General features: G+C 72.1%; 13 protein-coding genes and 2 pseudogenes. 4 read left to right on the top strand and 11 right to left on the bottom strand.

Translation table 11 applies throughout. The annotated features are described in order from the left end of the window. Positions 1 to 34: 34 nt before the first annotated feature. Positions 35 to 2,464 carry a SpoIIE family protein phosphatase gene (locus tag ACZ7M2_RS23260; protein WP_471596861.1) on the bottom strand — a complete coding sequence of 810 codons (2,430 nt, stop codon included), beginning with the start codon at positions 2,462 to 2,464 and terminating at the stop codon, positions 35 to 37. 205 nt (positions 2,465 to 2,669) lie between these two features. On the opposite strand from ACZ7M2_RS23260, the gene ACZ7M2_RS23255 reads away from it, so the two are divergent. Then, positions 2,670 to 3,428: an IclR family transcriptional regulator gene (locus tag ACZ7M2_RS23255; protein WP_471596860.1), complete on the top strand. Its 759-nt coding sequence runs from the start codon at positions 2,670 to 2,672 to the stop codon at positions 3,426 to 3,428. A 98-nt stretch (positions 3,429 to 3,526) separates the two neighbouring features. Next, a pseudogene (locus ACZ7M2_RS23250) lies at positions 3,527 to 4,696 on the top strand (PP2C family protein-serine/threonine phosphatase); the annotation flags it as partial. A gap of 902 nt (positions 4,697 to 5,598) precedes the next feature. Here ACZ7M2_RS23250 and ACZ7M2_RS23245 read toward each other — a convergent pair. From ACZ7M2_RS23245 to ACZ7M2_RS23205, 9 genes and pseudogenes are all read right to left on the bottom strand, one after another. Further along, positions 5,599 to 6,444 carry a CAP domain-containing protein gene (locus ACZ7M2_RS23245; protein WP_471596859.1) on the bottom strand — a complete coding sequence of 282 codons (846 nt, stop codon included), beginning with the start codon at positions 6,442 to 6,444 and terminating at the stop codon, positions 5,599 to 5,601. Between the two features lie 456 nt (positions 6,445 to 6,900). Further along, positions 6,901 to 8,019, bottom strand: a complete 1,119-nt coding sequence (gene paaE, locus ACZ7M2_RS23240; RefSeq protein ID WP_471596858.1) for a 1,2-phenylacetyl-CoA epoxidase subunit PaaE — start codon at positions 8,017 to 8,019, stop codon at positions 6,901 to 6,903. Next, positions 8,019 to 8,537 (bottom strand): 1,2-phenylacetyl-CoA epoxidase subunit PaaD, encoded by a 519-nt coding sequence (paaD, locus tag ACZ7M2_RS23235; protein ID WP_452965732.1) that lies wholly within the window; start codon positions 8,535 to 8,537, stop codon positions 8,019 to 8,021. The genes paaE and paaD overlap by 1 nt, the downstream gene beginning before the upstream one ends. Continuing rightward, entirely contained in the window at positions 8,531 to 9,358 is an 828-nt protein-coding gene (paaC, locus tag ACZ7M2_RS23230) for a 1,2-phenylacetyl-CoA epoxidase subunit PaaC (RefSeq protein WP_371643181.1), read from the bottom strand. Before paaC ends, paaD begins: the two co-directional genes overlap by 7 nt. A gap of 10 nt (positions 9,359 to 9,368) precedes the next feature. Next, complete coding sequence (gene paaB, locus ACZ7M2_RS23225; RefSeq protein ID WP_470048586.1) at positions 9,369 to 9,671, bottom strand: 1,2-phenylacetyl-CoA epoxidase subunit PaaB; 303 nt, start codon at positions 9,669 to 9,671, stop codon at positions 9,369 to 9,371. Then, a complete protein-coding gene (gene paaA, locus ACZ7M2_RS23220) occupies positions 9,668 to 10,666 on the bottom strand; it encodes a 1,2-phenylacetyl-CoA epoxidase subunit PaaA (protein ID WP_471596857.1) in 999 nt (332 codons plus the stop codon). The genes paaB and paaA overlap by 4 nt, the downstream gene beginning before the upstream one ends. Before the next feature lie 188 nt (positions 10,667 to 10,854). Continuing rightward, the gene (locus ACZ7M2_RS23215) at positions 10,855 to 12,078 is read right to left on the bottom strand and encodes a thiolase family protein (protein ID WP_471596856.1); all 1,224 of its coding nucleotides are present in this window, start codon (positions 12,076 to 12,078) and stop codon (positions 10,855 to 10,857) included. After that, positions 12,071 to 12,283, bottom strand: a pseudogene (locus ACZ7M2_RS23210) (phenylacetic acid degradation protein PaaN); the annotation flags it as partial. The gene ACZ7M2_RS23215 and the pseudogene ACZ7M2_RS23210, both read right to left, overlap by 8 nt. Continuing rightward, positions 12,232 to 12,648, bottom strand: coding sequence for a hypothetical protein (locus tag ACZ7M2_RS23205; RefSeq protein ID WP_471597029.1), 417 nt, complete (start codon positions 12,646 to 12,648; stop codon positions 12,232 to 12,234). The gene ACZ7M2_RS23205 and the pseudogene ACZ7M2_RS23210, both read right to left, overlap by 52 nt. Positions 12,649 to 12,795: 147 nt before the next feature. Here ACZ7M2_RS23205 and paaI point away from each other — a divergent pair, with 147 nt between their 5' ends. Next, entirely contained in the window at positions 12,796 to 13,185 is a 390-nt protein-coding gene (paaI, locus tag ACZ7M2_RS23200; RefSeq protein ID WP_471597019.1) for a hydroxyphenylacetyl-CoA thioesterase PaaI, read from the top strand. Beyond that, the gene (paaK, locus tag ACZ7M2_RS23195) at positions 13,182 to 14,537 is read left to right on the top strand and encodes a phenylacetate--CoA ligase PaaK (RefSeq protein WP_403699107.1); all 1,356 of its coding nucleotides are present in this window, start codon (positions 13,182 to 13,184) and stop codon (positions 14,535 to 14,537) included. Before paaI ends, paaK begins: the two co-directional genes overlap by 4 nt. Positions 14,538 to 14,613: 76 nt before the next feature. Here paaK and ACZ7M2_RS23190 read toward each other — a convergent pair whose 3' ends face one another. Beyond that, positions 14,614 to 15,786, bottom strand: coding sequence for a S1 family peptidase (locus ACZ7M2_RS23190; protein ID WP_471596855.1), 1,173 nt, complete (start codon positions 15,784 to 15,786; stop codon positions 14,614 to 14,616). Between the last annotated feature and the right edge of the window lie 7 nt (positions 15,787 to 15,793).

Here is a 15,793-nt window from a genome sequence, read left to right as displayed (position 1 = left end):
CCGGCGCCGGTGGCGGTGCAGGGTCGTGCTGGTGTCACGCGGGCAGTGGCTGTTCGGCCCAGATGGTCTTGCCGGTGGCGGTCTGGCGACTGCCCCAGCGCTCGGCGACCTGGGCAACCAGCAGCAGCCCGCGCCCGCCCTCGTCGAAGATCCGGGCTCGGCGCAGGTGCGGGGCGGTGCTGCTGCCGTCGGAGACCTCGCAGATGAGCGTGGAGTCGCGGATGAGGCGTAGCCGGATCGGCGCCTCGCCGTAGCGGATGGCGTTGGTGACCAGTTCGCTGACGATCAGTTCGGTGGCGAACACCGTTTCACCCAGCCCCCACGCGGCCACCTGTTCGCCCGCCACCTTGCGGGCCCCGGCGACGGCCGCGGGATCCCGCGGCAGGTGCCAGGTCCGCATCTGCCGGGCGTCGAGCGCGGAGGTACGGGCCAGGAACAGGACGATGTCGTCGGCGGGACGGCGGGTCAGCACGGTGCTCAGCACCTGGTCACAGGTCTCCTCCAGCGTGTCGGCCGGACTGCTGAGCGCCCGGCGCAGCAGTTCGAGCCCGACGCCGATGTCCCGGTCGGCGGCCTCGACCAGGCCGTCGGTGTAGAGAGCGAGCAGGCTTCCCTCGCCGAGCTCCACCTCGGTGGACTCGTACGGCAGGCCGCCGAGGCCGAGCGGCGGCCCGGCGGGCAGGTCCAGGAACCGCACGGTGCCGTCCGCGGTGACCAGGGCGGGCGGCGGGTGCCCGGCGCGGGCCAGGGTGCAGCGGCGGGACGCCGGGTCGTACACGGCGTACAGACAGGTGGCCCCGACCTCACCCGACGTCTCCTCCGCCCGTCCGCGCGCCTCCGGACCCTCTTCCCGGTCGAGCCTGATGACGAGGTCGTCGAGTTGGGTGAGCAACTCGTCGGGGGCGAGATCGATGTCCGCGAGAGTCCGTACGGCGGTCCGCAGGCGCCCCATCGTGGCCGAGGCCTGAATGCCATGGCCCACCACGTCGCCCACGACCAGGGCGACCCGCGCGCCGGACAGCTGGATCACGTCGAGCCAGTCCCCTCCGATGTCGGCTCCGGAACCGGCCGGGAGGTAACGGTAGGCGACCTCCACCGCCGTGAGGGCCGGTGGCCGCTCGGGCAGCAGACTGCGTTGGAGTGCCAGCGCCGTGCGGCGTTCATGGGTGTAGCGGCGAGCGTTGTCCACGCTCACCGCCGCCCTGGCGACGATCTCCTCCGCGAGCAGCAGGTCGTCCTCGCCGAAGGACTCCGGCGTCCGGTGCCGCAGGAAGTGCACCAGGCCCAGGGTCACGCCCCGGGCCCGCAGCGGGACCATCATCACCGAGTGGATCATGTACTTGCCCACGGTCTCGGCACGGGCGGGGGATGATTCGACCCACGCCCGCAGCGCCGGATCGTCCGACCGGTGCCGGGTGCCCCGGCCGCTGACCAGCGCCAGCACCGGCAGCGAATCCGCCGGGTAGAGACTCGTGCCGCCCGAGGCGACCACCGACTCCGGGCATCCCCTCAGCACCGATCGCTGCGCGGTGCGGCGGACCGTGACCGACTCGCCGGGCGGCACCGACCGGGGCTCCTCGCCTTGCGCCACGGATTCCAGCAGGTCCACGGTGACGAAGTCCGCGAACCCGGTCACCGCCACCTCGGCCAGCTCTTCGGCCGTTCGGGTCACATCCAGGGTGCTGCCGATGCGCAGGCTCGCGTCGTTGAGCACGGCCAGGCGCTGTCGGGCCCAGTACTGCTCGGTGGTGTCGAACACCGCCGCCGACAGCCCGTGCACCGTGCCGTTCTCGTCCTTCAACGGCGACAAGAACATCGACCACGCATGCTCCCGCGTCTCGCCGGGAGCCTGGCCGTGCTGCTCATGGAAGATCATCTCACCGGTGCGCAGCACCTCCCGCTGGAGGCGGTCGTACTCGTCGAAGGGCCAGTTCGGCTCGATCTCCCACAGCGTCAGGCCCCGCATCTCCTCCTCGGTCCTGCCCATCACCCGCGTCATGACCTCGTTGGCGGCCACGAGGCGCGCATCGAGGTCGTAGACCGCCACCGGCAGCGGGAGCTGCGCCAGCGTGCGGCCCCACATCGCGGCCGCGTTCGGGTCGGACGGTCCGGCAGGGTTCATCAGCGCCGCGCCGGTCACGAGCCAGAGCCTGCGGCGCGCCGCGTCCACCAGGGGCGCTCCCCGCAGCCGCACCACGACACGACCACCCTCCCGGTGCCGAAGCGCCACCTCGGTGGCCCACTGGCGCCCGTCGGCGATGTGACGCCGCGCGGAGGCGGGCAGGTCGGCGGCGAGCAGGTCGGTGGCGTGGCGGCCCACGATCTCCTCGGGTTCGTAGCCGAGCAGCTGCGTGGCTCCGGCACTCCACACCATGACCGACCCCCGGGCGTCGACCACGACCGCGGAGTCCTCCGGTACGGGCGTCGGCGCCTTGCCTCCGGACGCGCCGTGCTCGCTGTCCATGGGTTCTTACCCTCGTCCTCGCCTCGGCGGAGCCCTGAGGAGCGCCCCGGGGGAAACCGGGCGCACATCGCGGGCGTCGTCTCCAGCCTCCCGCGGCGCCGTTCCGCCCTCAAGCCAGGGCATCGGCCGTACGCCGGATCCGTGCGCGGGGTCGGCGGGGCGGTGCCGCCTTGCTCGTGTGGCGTGTCCGGCGCAGGCTGGTCGTATGGGTGTTCGTGACGGCCCCACGCTGATCACGTCCGTGCAGCGGGCGTTTCGTCTGCTGGAGGCGGTGGGCGCGCACGAGAACGGTGTGCCGGCGAAGCAGCTCGCGCGGGAGACGGGGCTGCCCCTGGCCACGGCGTATCACCTGCTCCGGACGATGGTGCACGACGGCTATGTGCGCAAGCTGGACGACGGCGGGTTCGTGCTGGGGGACAAGGTGCAGTCGCTGCACAGTTCGGGGCGTGGGCAGGCGTTGCTGGGGCGGGTGCGTCCCGCACTGGCCGCGTTGCGGGACGAGATCGCGGCTGCCGCGTATCTCACCTTCTACGAGGACGGTGAGATCCGGGTCGCGGAGATCGTCGACGGTCCCCGGGCACCGCGGGTGGATCTGTGGGTGGGGATGGAGGACGCGGGGCACGCGACCGCGCTGGGCAAGTGTGTGCTGCGGGAGCTGGACGACGAGTCGCGCGAGGAGTACCTCTCGCGGCATTCCCTGGCGGATCTCACGCCGCGGACGATCACGAGTCCGTCGGAGTTGTTGCGGCGGCTGGATTCCTCGCCGATGGCTCCGGCCGTCACGGATCTGGAGGAGTACGCGCTGGGGACGGTGTGTGTCGCGGTGCCGGTGTACAGCGGGGAGACGCTCGGTTCGCTCGGCGTCTCGCTGCCGGTCAACCGGCTCTCCCGGCTCGAGGAGGCTCTGGAGCGGTTGACGCCGACCGCGAACCGCGTGACCAGGAGCCTCTCGCTCACTATCTGAAATCCCTGTCCTTGTCGCGTCCGACCCGAAGCCGTTTCCTGGATGAAACAGACATTTCCGGAGTGCGGGTGGCGCACGGTGAGGACTGCGGACGAAACATGAGTCAGCCCCGAGACCGTGGTGGCGCCCCCTGGCCCATAGAGCTGTTCAGGAACCGCGTGGCCGGTCCCGGGGCGTCGGCCCGGACACGCGCCGCCGCACACCTGGCTTCGGGTACGCCGGTCCTGTCCGTGCTGATCGTTCTCGGTGTCGTGCTCGTCGGCCTCGTCGGCCTCGTCGGCGGAGCAGGCGTGATCTGGCTCTCCCTGCTCGTGGCCGGGCCCGCGCTGGCCGCCACCACCAGTGGACCGCGCGGGGTCTTGTGTGTCGGTCTCCTCGCCGCGGTGCTGGGTGCCGCGCTCGGGATCCGGGACGGTATGCCGGGCCGCGAACTGGTGGCCGTGCTGTCCGCGCTGGCGGCCGTCACTCTCGCGAGTGGCCTGTCCGGCGCGCTGCGGGGGCGTCGTGAGCGGGTGCTCGCGGCCGTGCGCTCGGTCGCGGAGGCCGCGCAGCACGCGCTGCTCAAGCCGGTACCGGCGACGGTCGGGCCGTTTCAGGTGGCGGTCCGCTACAGCGCGGCGGCGGCGGAGGCCCGTATCGGCGGCGATCTCTACGCGCTGCTGCCCACTCCGTACGGCGTCAGGCTGATCGTCGGGGATGTGCGCGGCAAGGGGCTGCCGGCCGTGAGCACCGCCGCACTCGTCCTGGGTGTCTTCCAGGAGGCCGCCTACGACGAGCCCGACCTCCTCGCCGTCGTCGCCAGGATCGAGCGGAGCCTGGCGCGCAACCTCGGTACCGACGACTTCGTCACCGCGGTCGTGGCCGGATACCCGCAGACAGGGCATCTGGAGGTGGTGAACTGCGGACACGCGCCGCCGCTGCTGGTGCGTGCGTCCGGAGACGTGGTGCCGGTGGATCCCACCCATCCCGCCCCGCCGCTCGGGCTGAGCGCTCTCACGGGCGAGACTCCCAGCCTCCAGGTGCTGCCCTTCGCCGACGGGGATCAGCTGCTGCTCTACACCGACGGGGTCACCGAGGCCCGTAACCACCACCGCGAGTTCTACCCGCTGGCCGAGGGGCTGGCGCGCCACCTGTGCGACGAGCCGGCGCGCACGCTCACCGCGCTGCATGACGAACTGCTGGCGCATGTGGGCGGCCGACTGCACGACGACGCGGCACTGCTCCTGCTCCACAAGCCGACGGTCGCCGTCCCGGCGGTTGCCGTCCCGGCGGTGCAGGACCCGACGGTTGCCGTCCCGGCGGTGCAGGACCCGACGGTTGCCGTTCCGGTGGTGGCGGATGCGGCGGTTGCCGTCCCGGCGGTGCAGGACCCGACGGTTGCCGTTCCGGTGGTGGAGGATGCGGCGGTTGCCGTCCCGGCGGTGCAGGATGCGGCGGTTGCCGACCTGGCGATGGAGGGCCCGGCGGTTGCCGTCTCGGCGGTGGGGGATGCGGCGGTTGCCGTCTCGGCGGTGGCGGATGCGGCGGTTGCCGACCTGGCGGTGGAGGGCCCGGCGGTTGCCGTTCCGGTGGTGGAGGACGCGGCGGTTGCCGTTCCGGTGGTGGGGGATGCGGCGGTTGCCGACCTGGCGGTGGAGGGCCCGGCGGTTGCCGTCTCGGCGGTGGAGGATGCGGCGGTTACCGACCTAGCGGTGGGGGATCCGGCGGTTGCCGTCTCGGCGGTGCAGGACGCGGCGGTTGCCGACCCAGCGGTGGAGGAGCCGTCAGTTGCCGACCCAGCGGTGGAGGAGCCGTCAGTTGCCGACCTGGCGGTGCAGGACGCGGCGGTTGCCGACCCGGCGGTGGAGGAGCCGTCAGTTGCCGACCTGGCGGAGCACGACCCGGCGGTCGCCGACCTGGCGGATGCTGACCCGGCGGTCCAGGACCTGACAGTTCGCGACCCGGCGGTTGCCGACCCGGCCCTTCCTTACCCGGGCTTTCCCTACTCGGCCGTTCCCGAACCGGTGGCGGAGGTCGGTCGCGACGGCTGCCCCGGCTCCGTCCCGCCCCGAGGCAGCCGGGTCCGGTTCGCCGAGCGGGCCGGCGGACCGGTGGACCCGGGTGCTGCGCTCGGCTCCTTCACGCCGTGCGGCCGCAACGGAGGCTGACGAAGGCCGCCGCGAGGCGTAGGTCAACGGGCCGTGCCGAAGTCCTGCGTCCAGTAGCTGCCGGGCTGTGAGAGGCCCACGCCGATCTCCTTGAAGCCGCAGTCCAGGATGTTGCGCTTGTGGCCGGGACTGGACATCCAGCCCGCCATGACCTCCTCGGGCGTGGAGTATCCGAACGCGACGTTCTCGCCGTACGCACTCCAGGTGTAGCCGGCGGTCGTGATGCGTTGACCGGGATCCGAACCGTCGGAGCCCGTGTGCGACATGTTCTGGTGGCTCGCCATGTCCGCGCTGTGATCCTGGGCGGCCTTCGAGAGCTTCGCGTTGAGGGTCAGCGGGGAGCAGCCGACCTTGCCGCGCTCACTGTTGACCAGGGCCACCACACGAGTCACGGCGGCGGACGCCGGGGCCGTCGTGCCCGCGGTGCTCGGGGACGCGCTGGCCGTGGCTTCGGGCGCGGAGGGTGCGGAGGGTGCCGACGAGGCGGGCGCCTCGGGTGTGGCGGGCGCCGTGGAGGCGGGTGCCTCCGGTGCGGCGGGAGTCGTGGAGGCGGGTGCCTCGGGCGCGGCGGGCTGCGTCGTCGCGACCGGCGCTTCAGGCGCGGAGGGCGTGGCGGGCGCGGTGGTGGCGTGCGAAGTCGGCTTGTGGGTCCGCGCGGTCCACCCGCCGCCCTTCCACCGCTCCTGCTGGGACGCGTTCTGCCAGTTCCGCCAGCTCTTCGAGCCCTGCCACTGACGGGAGGACCCGGCGTCCGGGGCGCTCTGGTCGTTCATGCACGCCATGGCGGCGGTCGGTACTGCCAGCGCGCTCAGCACGACGGCAGCGATGGTGATCTGCCGGTGGCGCGTCTTCCTGCGGTGCTTGCTCATGCGGGCCTCGCTCGGTCGTCGCGGGGGCGCCACCGGTGGGCCGGCTCCGCACGGACACTGTGCCTGAGCTGTGGTGACGCCGTTTTGCGCCGCCATTGTTAAAACCTGCGTGAGTAAGCGGCAACGAGCGCCACTACTACCCGGCCTCGTAGACCCCGAACGTCCTTGAATCGGGCGTATCGGTGTGCAGACCCGGCTGACCGGAGCGCGGCATGGTCTGACGATCCGTCAGAAGCCTTCATGTGCCCGGCGGGCGGCGTGACACGACCGCGTGTGGCGTGCGCCGGAGGAGCATGCGCATGTATGTCGGATTGTGGGTGGCAAGTCTGGCTATATCGCCCAGGCGCCGTGTACTACCGCACCACGTTGATACGGGAACTCGGCGTGACGGATGTCACGCCGAGCTACCGCAACCATTCCCGGCGATGGTGATGGCGATGGTCATGGACGACCGCGTCAGCTGTCGTAGTCGACGGCGAGCGTCTCCGTGACCGGGAACGACTGGCAGGTCAGGACATACCCCGCGTCGACCTCGGCGGGTTCGAGGGCGAAGTTGCGGCGCATGTCGGCCTCGCCGTCGGTGACCAGGGCCCGGCAGGTGCCGCACACGCCGCCCTTGCAGGCGAAGGGCAGGTCGGGGCGGGTCTTCTGGGCGCCGTCGAGGATGCTGCGACCGCGGGGCAGGGCGGCGGTCGTGGAGCGGCCGTCGAGCGTGATGGTGACCTCGCTGACCGGGCCCACGGTGGCCGTGTCCTGGTGGTGCACCTCCCGCACGGGCTCGTCGTCGGCGTAGAACAGCTCCTGGTGGATCCGGCCGGCCGGCACGTCGAGCCCGGCCAGCACCCGCTGGGCGTCGCGGACCATGCCGTGCGGGCCGCACAGCCACCAGTGGTCCGCGCCCGCCACGTCCACCAGCGAGCCGACGAGCGCCGACAGCCGCTCGGCGTCCAGTCGGCCGGAGAGCACCTCGGCCTCGCGGGGCTCGCGGGACAGGACGTGGGCGAGCTGGAACCGGGCCGGGTAGAGGTCCTTCAGGTCGGCCAGCTCGTCGGCGAACATCACGGTGTCGGTGCGCCGGTTGCCGTAGAAGAGAGTGACCGTCGAGCGGGAGTCCGCGGCCAGCACCGACTCGGCGATGGACAGCATGGGGGTGATGCCGGAGCCCGCGGCGATCAGCACATGATGGCCGGGGGTGGCGAGGTCGGGCGTGAAGGCGCCGGTCGGGGCCATGACCTCGACCATGTCTCCGGGGCGCACCTCCCGCACCAGCCATGCGGAGAACAGGCCGCCCGGCACCACCCGCACCCCGATGCGCGGCACCGATCCGGCCGGCGAGCAGATGGAGTACGAGCGGCGCTCGTCACGGCCGTCGACCTCGCGCCGCAGGGTGAGTGACTGTCCGGGGGCGAAGGCGAACTCCTCGGCCAGCTCCGCCGGGATGTCGAAGCTGACCGCGGCCGCGTCCTCGCACAGGGGCTGCACGGCGGCGACCCGCAGGGAGTGGAAGGCCGGCCGACGGCGGGTACGCGGGCGTACCGCCGGGGCGGAGGCGGCCGACTCCATCAGGTCGTCCATCAGATCTCCTTGACGTACTCGAACGGTTCCAGGCAGGCGCGGCAGCGCCAGAGCGCCTTGCAGGACGTGGCGGCGAAGCGGGAGGTCTCCTCCGTGTCCGCCGAGCCGCAGCGCGGGCAGGGCACGGCGGCTCGCCGCGTGGTGGTCAGCACGAGCGGCACCGGACCGGCCGGACGCCGAGGCGCGGCGCCGGGCGGGGCGATCCCGTGTTCGGTGAGCTTGCGGCGGCCCGCCGGGGTGATCCAGTCGCTGGTCCACGGCGGGTCGAGGACGGTACGGATCTCGACGCGCTCGTACCCGGCGGCGGCAAGCCTGGCGGCCACGTCGGCGCGCATCTCCGCCATCGCCGGGCAGCCCGAGTAGGTCGGCGTGAGGCTCGCGACGACCGTGCCGTCGGGGGCGAGCGACACCTCGCGCAGCACGCCCAGGTCGGCGAGGGTGAGCATGGGCAGCTCGGGGTCGGGCACCTGTTCGGCGATGTGCCGGGCCCGTCGCACATCGGTCAGTACGCTCACCATGTCGCCTCCGGGTGGGCGCGGGCCACGCTCTGCAACTCGGCCAGCAGCGGCGCCAGATGCTCGGTGTGCTCGCCCGCACGTCCGGAGCCGGGCAGCGGCCGGTACACGGGCATGGGCAGTCCACCCGCCTCGGTCACCTGGCGGAGCACGGCGACGACCTCGTCCCGTACGTCGTAGGCCGTGAACAACTCGCCCAGGTACGGGGCGACCCGCTCCAGCGCCGTACGCATCCTGCGGTGGGACTCCGCCGTACCGTCGCCCAGGCGCACGGCCCACTCGGCCGCGTACTGGCGGTGGTAGGCCAGTTCCTTGACGCCCTTCGCGGCGATGGCGGAGAGCACCGGGTCGGGGTGCGCGGCGAGGCGCTCGAAGTGTGCGAGCCGCCAGCTGGACAGTGCCAGGAGCCGCACGACGGAGAACGCGAAGTCCCCGTTGGGGAGTTCGGCCAGGCGTACGTTGCGGAAGTCGTCGGCGTCGCGGAAGTAGGCGTAGGCGTCCTCGTCGCGGCCCGTGCCGTCCACCTGGCCGGCGCGCGCGTAGAGCAGGCGGGCCTGGCCGAGCAGGTCGAGGCCGATGTTGGCGAGCGCCACCTCCTCCTCCAGCTCGGGGGCACGGGTGGTCCACTCGGCCAGTCGCTGGGCGCACACGAGCGCGTCGTCGGCGAGCGCGACGCAGGAGGCGGCCAGCTCCGCGGCGTCCAAGCCGTCCGGCACGGTGGTGTCGACCCCGTGCAGAGGGTCCTCGAAGCCGGTGCCGTACGCCCAGCGGGTGTCGTCCTCGTGTCCCTCGGCGAGGGTCAGGTAGACGTGGTCGTCACTCATGCCCTGCTCCTCAGATGTGCGGGACGTCGTCGGGGATGTCGTAGAAGGTCGGATGGCGGTAGACCTTGTCGGCGCTCGGCGCGAAGAACGGGTCCTTCTCGTCGCGGGTGGAGGCGGCGATGTGCTCCGAGCGCACCACCCAGATGCTGACGCCCTCGTTGCGACGCGTGTACAGGTCACGGGCGTGGGTGAGGGCCATCGTGTCGTCGGCGGCGTGCAGCGAGCCGACGTGTACGTGGTTCAGTCCGCGCTTGCCACGTACGAACACCTCGTACAGCGGCCAGCCGTCCTTCTTGCCGTCGATGTCGTTCATGCCGCCGCTTCCTTCCGGGCTCGCTCGCTCTGCTTGGCCGCGTGGGCGGTGGCCGCCTCACGGACCCAGGTGCCCTCCTCGTGGGCCGTTCGCCGCCGGGAGATCCGCTCGGCGTTGCACGGTCCGTCGCCCTTGATGACCCGCATCAGCTCGTCCCAGTCCGGGGTGCCGAAGTCGTGGCGTCCGCGCTCCTCGTTCCAGCGCAGCTCGGGGTCGGGCAGGACGACGCCCAGCTTCTCGGCCTGCGGCACGGTCATGTCCACGAAGCGTTGGCGCAGTTCGTCGTTGCTGTGGCGCTTGATCTTCCAGGCCATGGACTGGGCCGAGTTGGGGGAGTTGTCGTCGGGCGGCCCGAACATCATCAGCGACGGCCACCACCAGCGGTCCACCGAGTCCTGCACCATCGCCCGCTGGGCGTCGGTGCCGCGCATCATGGTCAGCAGCAACTCGTACCCCTGGCGCTGGTGGAACGACTCCTCCTTGCAGATCCGCACCATGGCGCGCGCGTAGGGGCCGTAGGAACTCCTGCACAGCGGCACCTGGTTGCAGATCGCGGCGCCGTCGACGAACCAGCCGATCACGCCGACGTCGGCGAAGCTCAGGGTGGGGTAGTTGAAGATCGACGAGTACTTCTGACGGCCCTCGATGAGTCGCTCGGTGAGGTCGGCGCGGTCCGCGCCCAGGGTCTCGGCCGCCGAGTACAGATACAGCCCGTGCCCGGCCTCGTCCTGGACCTTCGCGAACAGGATGGCCTTGCGGCGCAGCGACGGTGCGCGGGTGATCCACTCGCCCTCCGGCTGCATGCCGATGATCTCCGAGTGCGCGTGCTGCGCGATCTGCCGGATCAGCGTCTTGCGGTAGCCGTCGGGCATCCAGTCGCGCGGCTCGACCCGCTGGTCACGCGCGACGGTCGCGTCGAAGTGCTCCTGGAGCCGCTCTTCGGCCGCCGGCCCGACGCCGTCGGCGCCGGTGGCGGCGGAGTGTGTCGTGGTCATCGATACCAGCTTCCCTACCGACCATTCGTTCGGTTCCAGTGTGACGGGTTTCCTCCGGCCGGGCAAGACTTTCGTGCGGCCGGGCAGGACCTTCGGCCGACCAGGCACGGCGTGCGGTGCGCGGATCACCGGCCCGCTGATGGTGTCGCGGGCCTCGGGGTGAACAGCGGGGGACTCGTCCGTGGCGCTCAGACGCGCTCCACGAGCATCGCGACGCCCTGGCCGACACCCACGCACAGGGTGGCCAGGCCCCGGCGGGCGTCCGCGTGCTCCAGTCGGCCGATCAGCGTGAGCAGGATGCGGGCGCCGGAGCAGCCGAGGGGATGGCCGAGCGCGATGGCACCGCCGTCGGCGTTGACCTTCTCCTCGTCGAGCTTCAACCGCCGCATCACCGCGAGTGCCTGCGCGGCGAAGGCCTCGTTCAGCTCGACCGCGTCCAGGTCGCCGCTCTCCAGGCCGGCCCGGGCGAGGGCCTTCTCGGTGGCGGGGACGGGGCCGAGTCCCATCAGGTTGGGCTGTACGCCGGCCGAGGCGGCGGTGATGATCCGGGCGCGCGGGGTGAGCCCGTACCGCTCGACGGCCGCCGCGCTCGCCAGCAGCAGCGCGGCGGCGCCGTCGGACAGCGGCGAGGAGGAACCGGCCGTGACGATGCCGTCCGGCCGGAAGATGGTCCGCAGGGTGCCGAGCTTCTCCAGGGTCGTGCCGGGGCGCGGGCCCTCGTCGCGTGTGACCTCGCCGTCCTTCACCCGCACCGGCACGATCTCGCGGTCGAAGCGGCCGGCCTCCTGTGCGGCCACCGCCCGCTGGTGGCTGCGCAGCGCGAAGGCGTCGGAGTCGGCGCGGGTGATGCCGTCGAGCGCGGCGACCTCTTCGGCGGTCTCCCCCATCGACAGGGTCACCTTGGCCGACTCCGGCCCCGCGCCCGCCGGTACGGCCCGGTCGGCGGCCGTGAAGCGCGGGTTGGTGAAGCGCCAGCCCAGCGAGGTGTCGTGCACCTCGCCCGGCTTGGCCCACGGGGTGCCGGGCTTGGCCATCACCCAGGGCGCGCGGGTCATCGACTCCACGCCGCCGGCGACGACGAGGTCGGCCTCCCCGGACCGGATCGCCTGGGCCGCGTTCGCGACCGCCGTCAGTCCGGACGCGCACAGCCGGTTGACGGTGTAACCGGGCACGGTGTGCGGGAGGCCGGCGAGCAGCACGGCCATGCGGGCCACGTCCCGGTTGTCTTCACCGGCCTGGTTGGCCGCGCCGAGGATCACCTCGTCCACGGCCTCACCGGGGATCCCACTGCGCCGCACCGCCTCGCCGACGACCAGGGCCGCCAGGTCGTCCGGCCGTACGGAGGCCAGCACGCCCCCGTACCGGCCCTGGGGGGTGCGGGCGCCGTCGATCAGAAAGACTTCGTCAGGCATGTGCGGACTCCTCGGTGTGTTGCTCGGCGGTGGCGGGCCGACGCGACTGGAGCGTGGCGAAGCGGCCGGCGCCGAAGGCGGGGTCGGAGAGGGTGGCGCCGGCCGCCGGGTGGGCGGCGCTGCCGTGGAAGTCGCTGAAGGCGGCGGACTGGTTCACGAAGACGCCGCCGGTGAGGTTCTCCGGCAGGTGCACTCCCGCGTCGAGCGTCCGCCCGACTGGAACACCCTCGCGAAGGCCTGGCCGGTGGTGTGCTGCACGGCGTGCACGATCTCGAAACTCGCGGCGTTCGGCCGGGCCGGGATCTCCGCCGCCGCACCGGCCCCGGCGTCGGGCCCCGCGGCACGCCGGGGGCCGCTCGCCAGGTGGCCGGGCAGCTCGAAGGGAGCGCCCAGCCGCTCGTGGAAGGCCCCTTCCCCCGCCTTCGCCGCGTCCTCCCCGTACACCGACTTGCTGGGCGACTCCGGACACGGGGTCCCGTGGCCGCGGCTCGCGGTGGCGGCGACGGCATGCTCCAGCAGGGCGCGGTGACGGGCGAAGAAGTCCGGACGCTCGGGGAGGTTCTGGGGCATGCGTTCCACCTCTTGACAGGCAGTGGTGATGCTGGATTACTAAGCCGTGCCGCACGCTAACCGAATGTTCGGTCGGGATACAAGGTGGTGAAAAAGGTGACGCAGGCCACAGGGGCGACGACGGCCGGAGCGACGTCCGCCGAGGCGATGTTCGCCGCGGACGAGGCGTCCCGGGCACTCGGTATCGAGCTTCTCGAGCAAGGTGAAGGGACCGCCGTGCTCCGGATGACCCTGACGCCGGAGATGGTGAACGGACACGGGATCGCCCATGGCGGCTATCTGTTCCTGCTCGCCGACACCGCCTTCGCCTGCGCCTGCAACAGCCACGGACCCGTGACCGTCGCGGCCGGGGCCGACATCGACTTCGTCGCCCCGGCGTACGAGGGTGATGTCCTGGTGGCCACGGCACGGGAGCGGACCAGGTTCGGCCGCAGCGGCATCTACGACGTGAGCGTGCTGCGCGGCGACGAGGTGATCGCGGAGTTCCGCGGACGCAGCCGCAGTATCAGAGGCACGACGACGAAGGAGTCGCGATGAACACCGCAGCGACTGCGGGCGCGGCCACGGGACCCCGCCCGGCCCGCCGGGGAGAGCCGCTTCCCCAGGATCTGCTGGACGAGGGCGAGCGCCTCACCCGCGAGCAGCTGAGGGAGCTCCAACTCGACCGGCTGCGGGCGACGTTGCGGCACGCGTACGACAACGTGGCGCTGTATCGCAGGAAGTTCGACGAGGCCGGGATCAAGCCCGACGACTGCCGCTCTCTGGAGGACCTGTCGCGGTTCCCCTTCACCACCAAGGCGGATCTGCGGGAGACGTACCCCTTCGGCATGTTCGCCGTCCCGATGGCGGACGTGCGGCGCATCCACGCCTCCAGCGGCACCACGGGCCGCCCCACGGTCGTCGGATACACCGAGAACGACCTCTCCATGTGGGCCGACATGATCGCCCGCTCCATCCGTGCGGCCGGCGGCCGGCGCGGACACAAGGTGCACATCTCCTACGGCTACGGCCTGTTCACCGGCGGCCTGGGCGCGCACTACGGCGCCGAGCGCGCCGGCTGTACGGTGATCCCCGCCTCCGGCGGCATGACGGCCCGTCAGGTGCAGATCATCCAGGACTTCGAACCCGAGATCATCATGGTCACCCCGTCCTACATGCTCACCCTGCTCGACGAGTTCGAGAGGCAGGGTGTCGACCCGCGCACGACCTCCCTCCAGGTGGGCATCTTCGGGGCCGAGCCGTGGACGGAGGCGATGCGCCGTGAGATCGAGGAGCGCATGGACATCCACGCGGTCGACATCTACGGCCTGTCCGAGGTGATCGGCCCGGGGGTGGCGCAGGAGTGCGTCGAGACCAAGGACGGGCTGCACGTGTGGGAGGACCACTTCTACCCCGAGGTGGTCGATCCGTTCACCGGCGCCGTGCTGCCCGAGGGCGAGGAGGGCGAGGTGGTCTTCACCTCCCTCACCAAGGAAGCCCTGCCGATCATCCGTTACCGGACCCGCGACCTGTCCCGGCTGCTGCCCGGCACCGCCCGCCCCGCCTTCCGCCGCATCGAGAAGATCACCGGCCGCTCCGACGACATGATCATCCTGCGCGGTGTGAACGTCTTCCCCAGCCAGATCGAGGAGATCGTGCTGCGCACCCCCGGAGTCGCCCCGCACTTCCAGGTGCAGCTGACCCGGCGCGGCCGGATGGACCACATGACCGTTCGCGTCGAGGCGCGTCCCGGGGCCGGGGCCGAGCAGCGGGAGGCGGCCGCGAAGACGATCGCCCAGGGTGTCAAGGACGGCGTGGGGGTCACCGTCGAGGTGGCGATCGTCGACCCGGAGACCCTGGAGCGCTCACTGGGCAAGCTCCGCCGGGTGAAGGATCTCCGTCAGCAGTGACCTGCGGGTGACCGCGGGAGCGTCTCTCCCCGACCGCGGGCCGAGCGGGGAACGCTCGGCCCGCGGCCTGTGGCGGTCAGGCGGTGACGAGGGTGAGTCCGTACGTACTGAGGATCTCGTTCACGGGCTGGAACCAGGTCTGGCCGCCGCTCGTGCAGTTGCCCCAGCCGCCTGAGGTCACGCCCTGGGCCTGGTCGCCGGTGATGAACGAGCCGCCGGAGTCGCCGGGTTCGGCGCAGACGCTGGTGCCGGTCAGGCCGTAGACGGCTCCCTGGCTGTAGTTGACGGTTTCGTTCTGAGTCAGCACGGTGCCGCAGTGCCAGTGGGTGGTGGAGCCGGAGCGGCAGATGGACGAGCCGACGGGGGCCACGGCCGAACCGCGGACCAGTACGTCGCTGACGGTGCCCCAGCCGAGCACCACCGGTACGGTCCACCAGCCGTTGCCGATCCGGATGTACGAGTAGTCGTTGCCCGGGAACGACGATCCGGCGAAGGTGCCCATCGCCGAGCCGTCCCAGCCGGCCACCGAGCTCCCGGCCGAGCCGCAGTGTCCGGCGCTCACGAAGCCGCCCACCACGGAGAAGCCTATGGAGCAGCGGGTGTTGCCGTTGATGTAGTACGGGTCGCCGCCGACGGTGCCCGCGGAGAACGTGCGCGGCGTCCGCGCGGTCGCGGAGGTGTGGACCGTGAGCAGACCTGCCTCGCGCGCGGGCGCCAGGAACGCCGTCACCGCGGCGCTGTGTTCCGCGCCCTTTCGGACCTCGGCCACCAGGCTGCTGGTGCGGGGGTCGACATGCCAACTGCGGACGGCTGTGGGGGCGCCGTCCGACGTGGCGGTGTCGTCGAGGGCGGCCTTGGCCGCGTCCAGCGTCCGGGCGCCGTGCGCGACCCGTACGACCGTGGCGCCGGTCGCTCGTACGGCGTCGGCCGCCGCGGTGCCCGTGTCGGTGACTCCGACGACGAGGGTGCCGCGCGCCGGGTCGTACCAGGAGCCGCCGAACGTCCGCCCCGCCGCCCGTTCGGCCCGCGGCGCGAGCTCGGCGGCGGCGGTTTCACGCTCGCCCCTGGTGCGGGCCTGCGACGCGGTGAGGCCGAGGTCCCGCTGCACGGCGGCGACCAGGCCGGGGGAGAGGGGGCGGGGACTGGACGGTTGTGCCGTCGCCGTGTCGACGGGCAACAGCCCCAGAGTGCACGTGCCGAGGGCTAACAGGACGGACAGGCCCCAGCGAAGACGCGTGACACGTCGCATGGGTGAA

The sequence above is a fragment of the Streptomyces sp. NPDC111507 genome (assembly GCF_055638955.1).
Note: the sequence above shows the minus strand (reverse complement) of the source record. Positions and strands in the feature narration are given on the sequence as shown.

Coding starts and splice junctions, on each gene's coding strand:
- paaD (WP_452965732.1), bottom strand. CDS start 8,537: ATGGTGAGCGTACTGACCGATGTGCGACGGGCCCGGCACATCGCCGAA.
- ACZ7M2_RS23245 (WP_471596859.1), bottom strand. CDS start 6,444: ATGAGCAAGCACCGCAGGAAGACGCGCCACCGGCAGATCACCATCGCT.
- ACZ7M2_RS23190 (WP_471596855.1), bottom strand. CDS start 15,786: ATGCGACGTGTCACGCGTCTTCGCTGGGGCCTGTCCGTCCTGTTAGCC.
- paaB (WP_470048586.1), bottom strand. CDS start 9,671: ATGAACGACATCGACGGCAAGAAGGACGGCTGGCCGCTGTACGAGGTG.
- ACZ7M2_RS23205 (WP_471597029.1), bottom strand. CDS start 12,648: ATGCCCCAGAACCTCCCCGAGCGTCCGGACTTCTTCGCCCGTCACCGC.
- paaI (WP_471597019.1), top strand. CDS start 12,796: ATGTTCGCCGCGGACGAGGCGTCCCGGGCACTCGGTATCGAGCTTCTC.
- ACZ7M2_RS23215 (WP_471596856.1), bottom strand. CDS start 12,078: ATGCCTGACGAAGTCTTTCTGATCGACGGCGCCCGCACCCCCCAGGGC.
- ACZ7M2_RS23255 (WP_471596860.1), top strand. CDS start 2,670: ATGGGTGTTCGTGACGGCCCCACGCTGATCACGTCCGTGCAGCGGGCG.
- ACZ7M2_RS23260 (WP_471596861.1), bottom strand. CDS start 2,464: ATGGACAGCGAGCACGGCGCGTCCGGAGGCAAGGCGCCGACGCCCGTA.
- paaC (WP_371643181.1), bottom strand. CDS start 9,358: ATGAGTGACGACCACGTCTACCTGACCCTCGCCGAGGGACACGAGGAC.
- paaA (WP_471596857.1), bottom strand. CDS start 10,666: ATGACCACGACACACTCCGCCGCCACCGGCGCCGACGGCGTCGGGCCG.
- paaE (WP_471596858.1), bottom strand. CDS start 8,019: ATGGACGACCTGATGGAGTCGGCCGCCTCCGCCCCGGCGGTACGCCCG.
- paaK (WP_403699107.1), top strand. CDS start 13,182: ATGAACACCGCAGCGACTGCGGGCGCGGCCACGGGACCCCGCCCGGCC.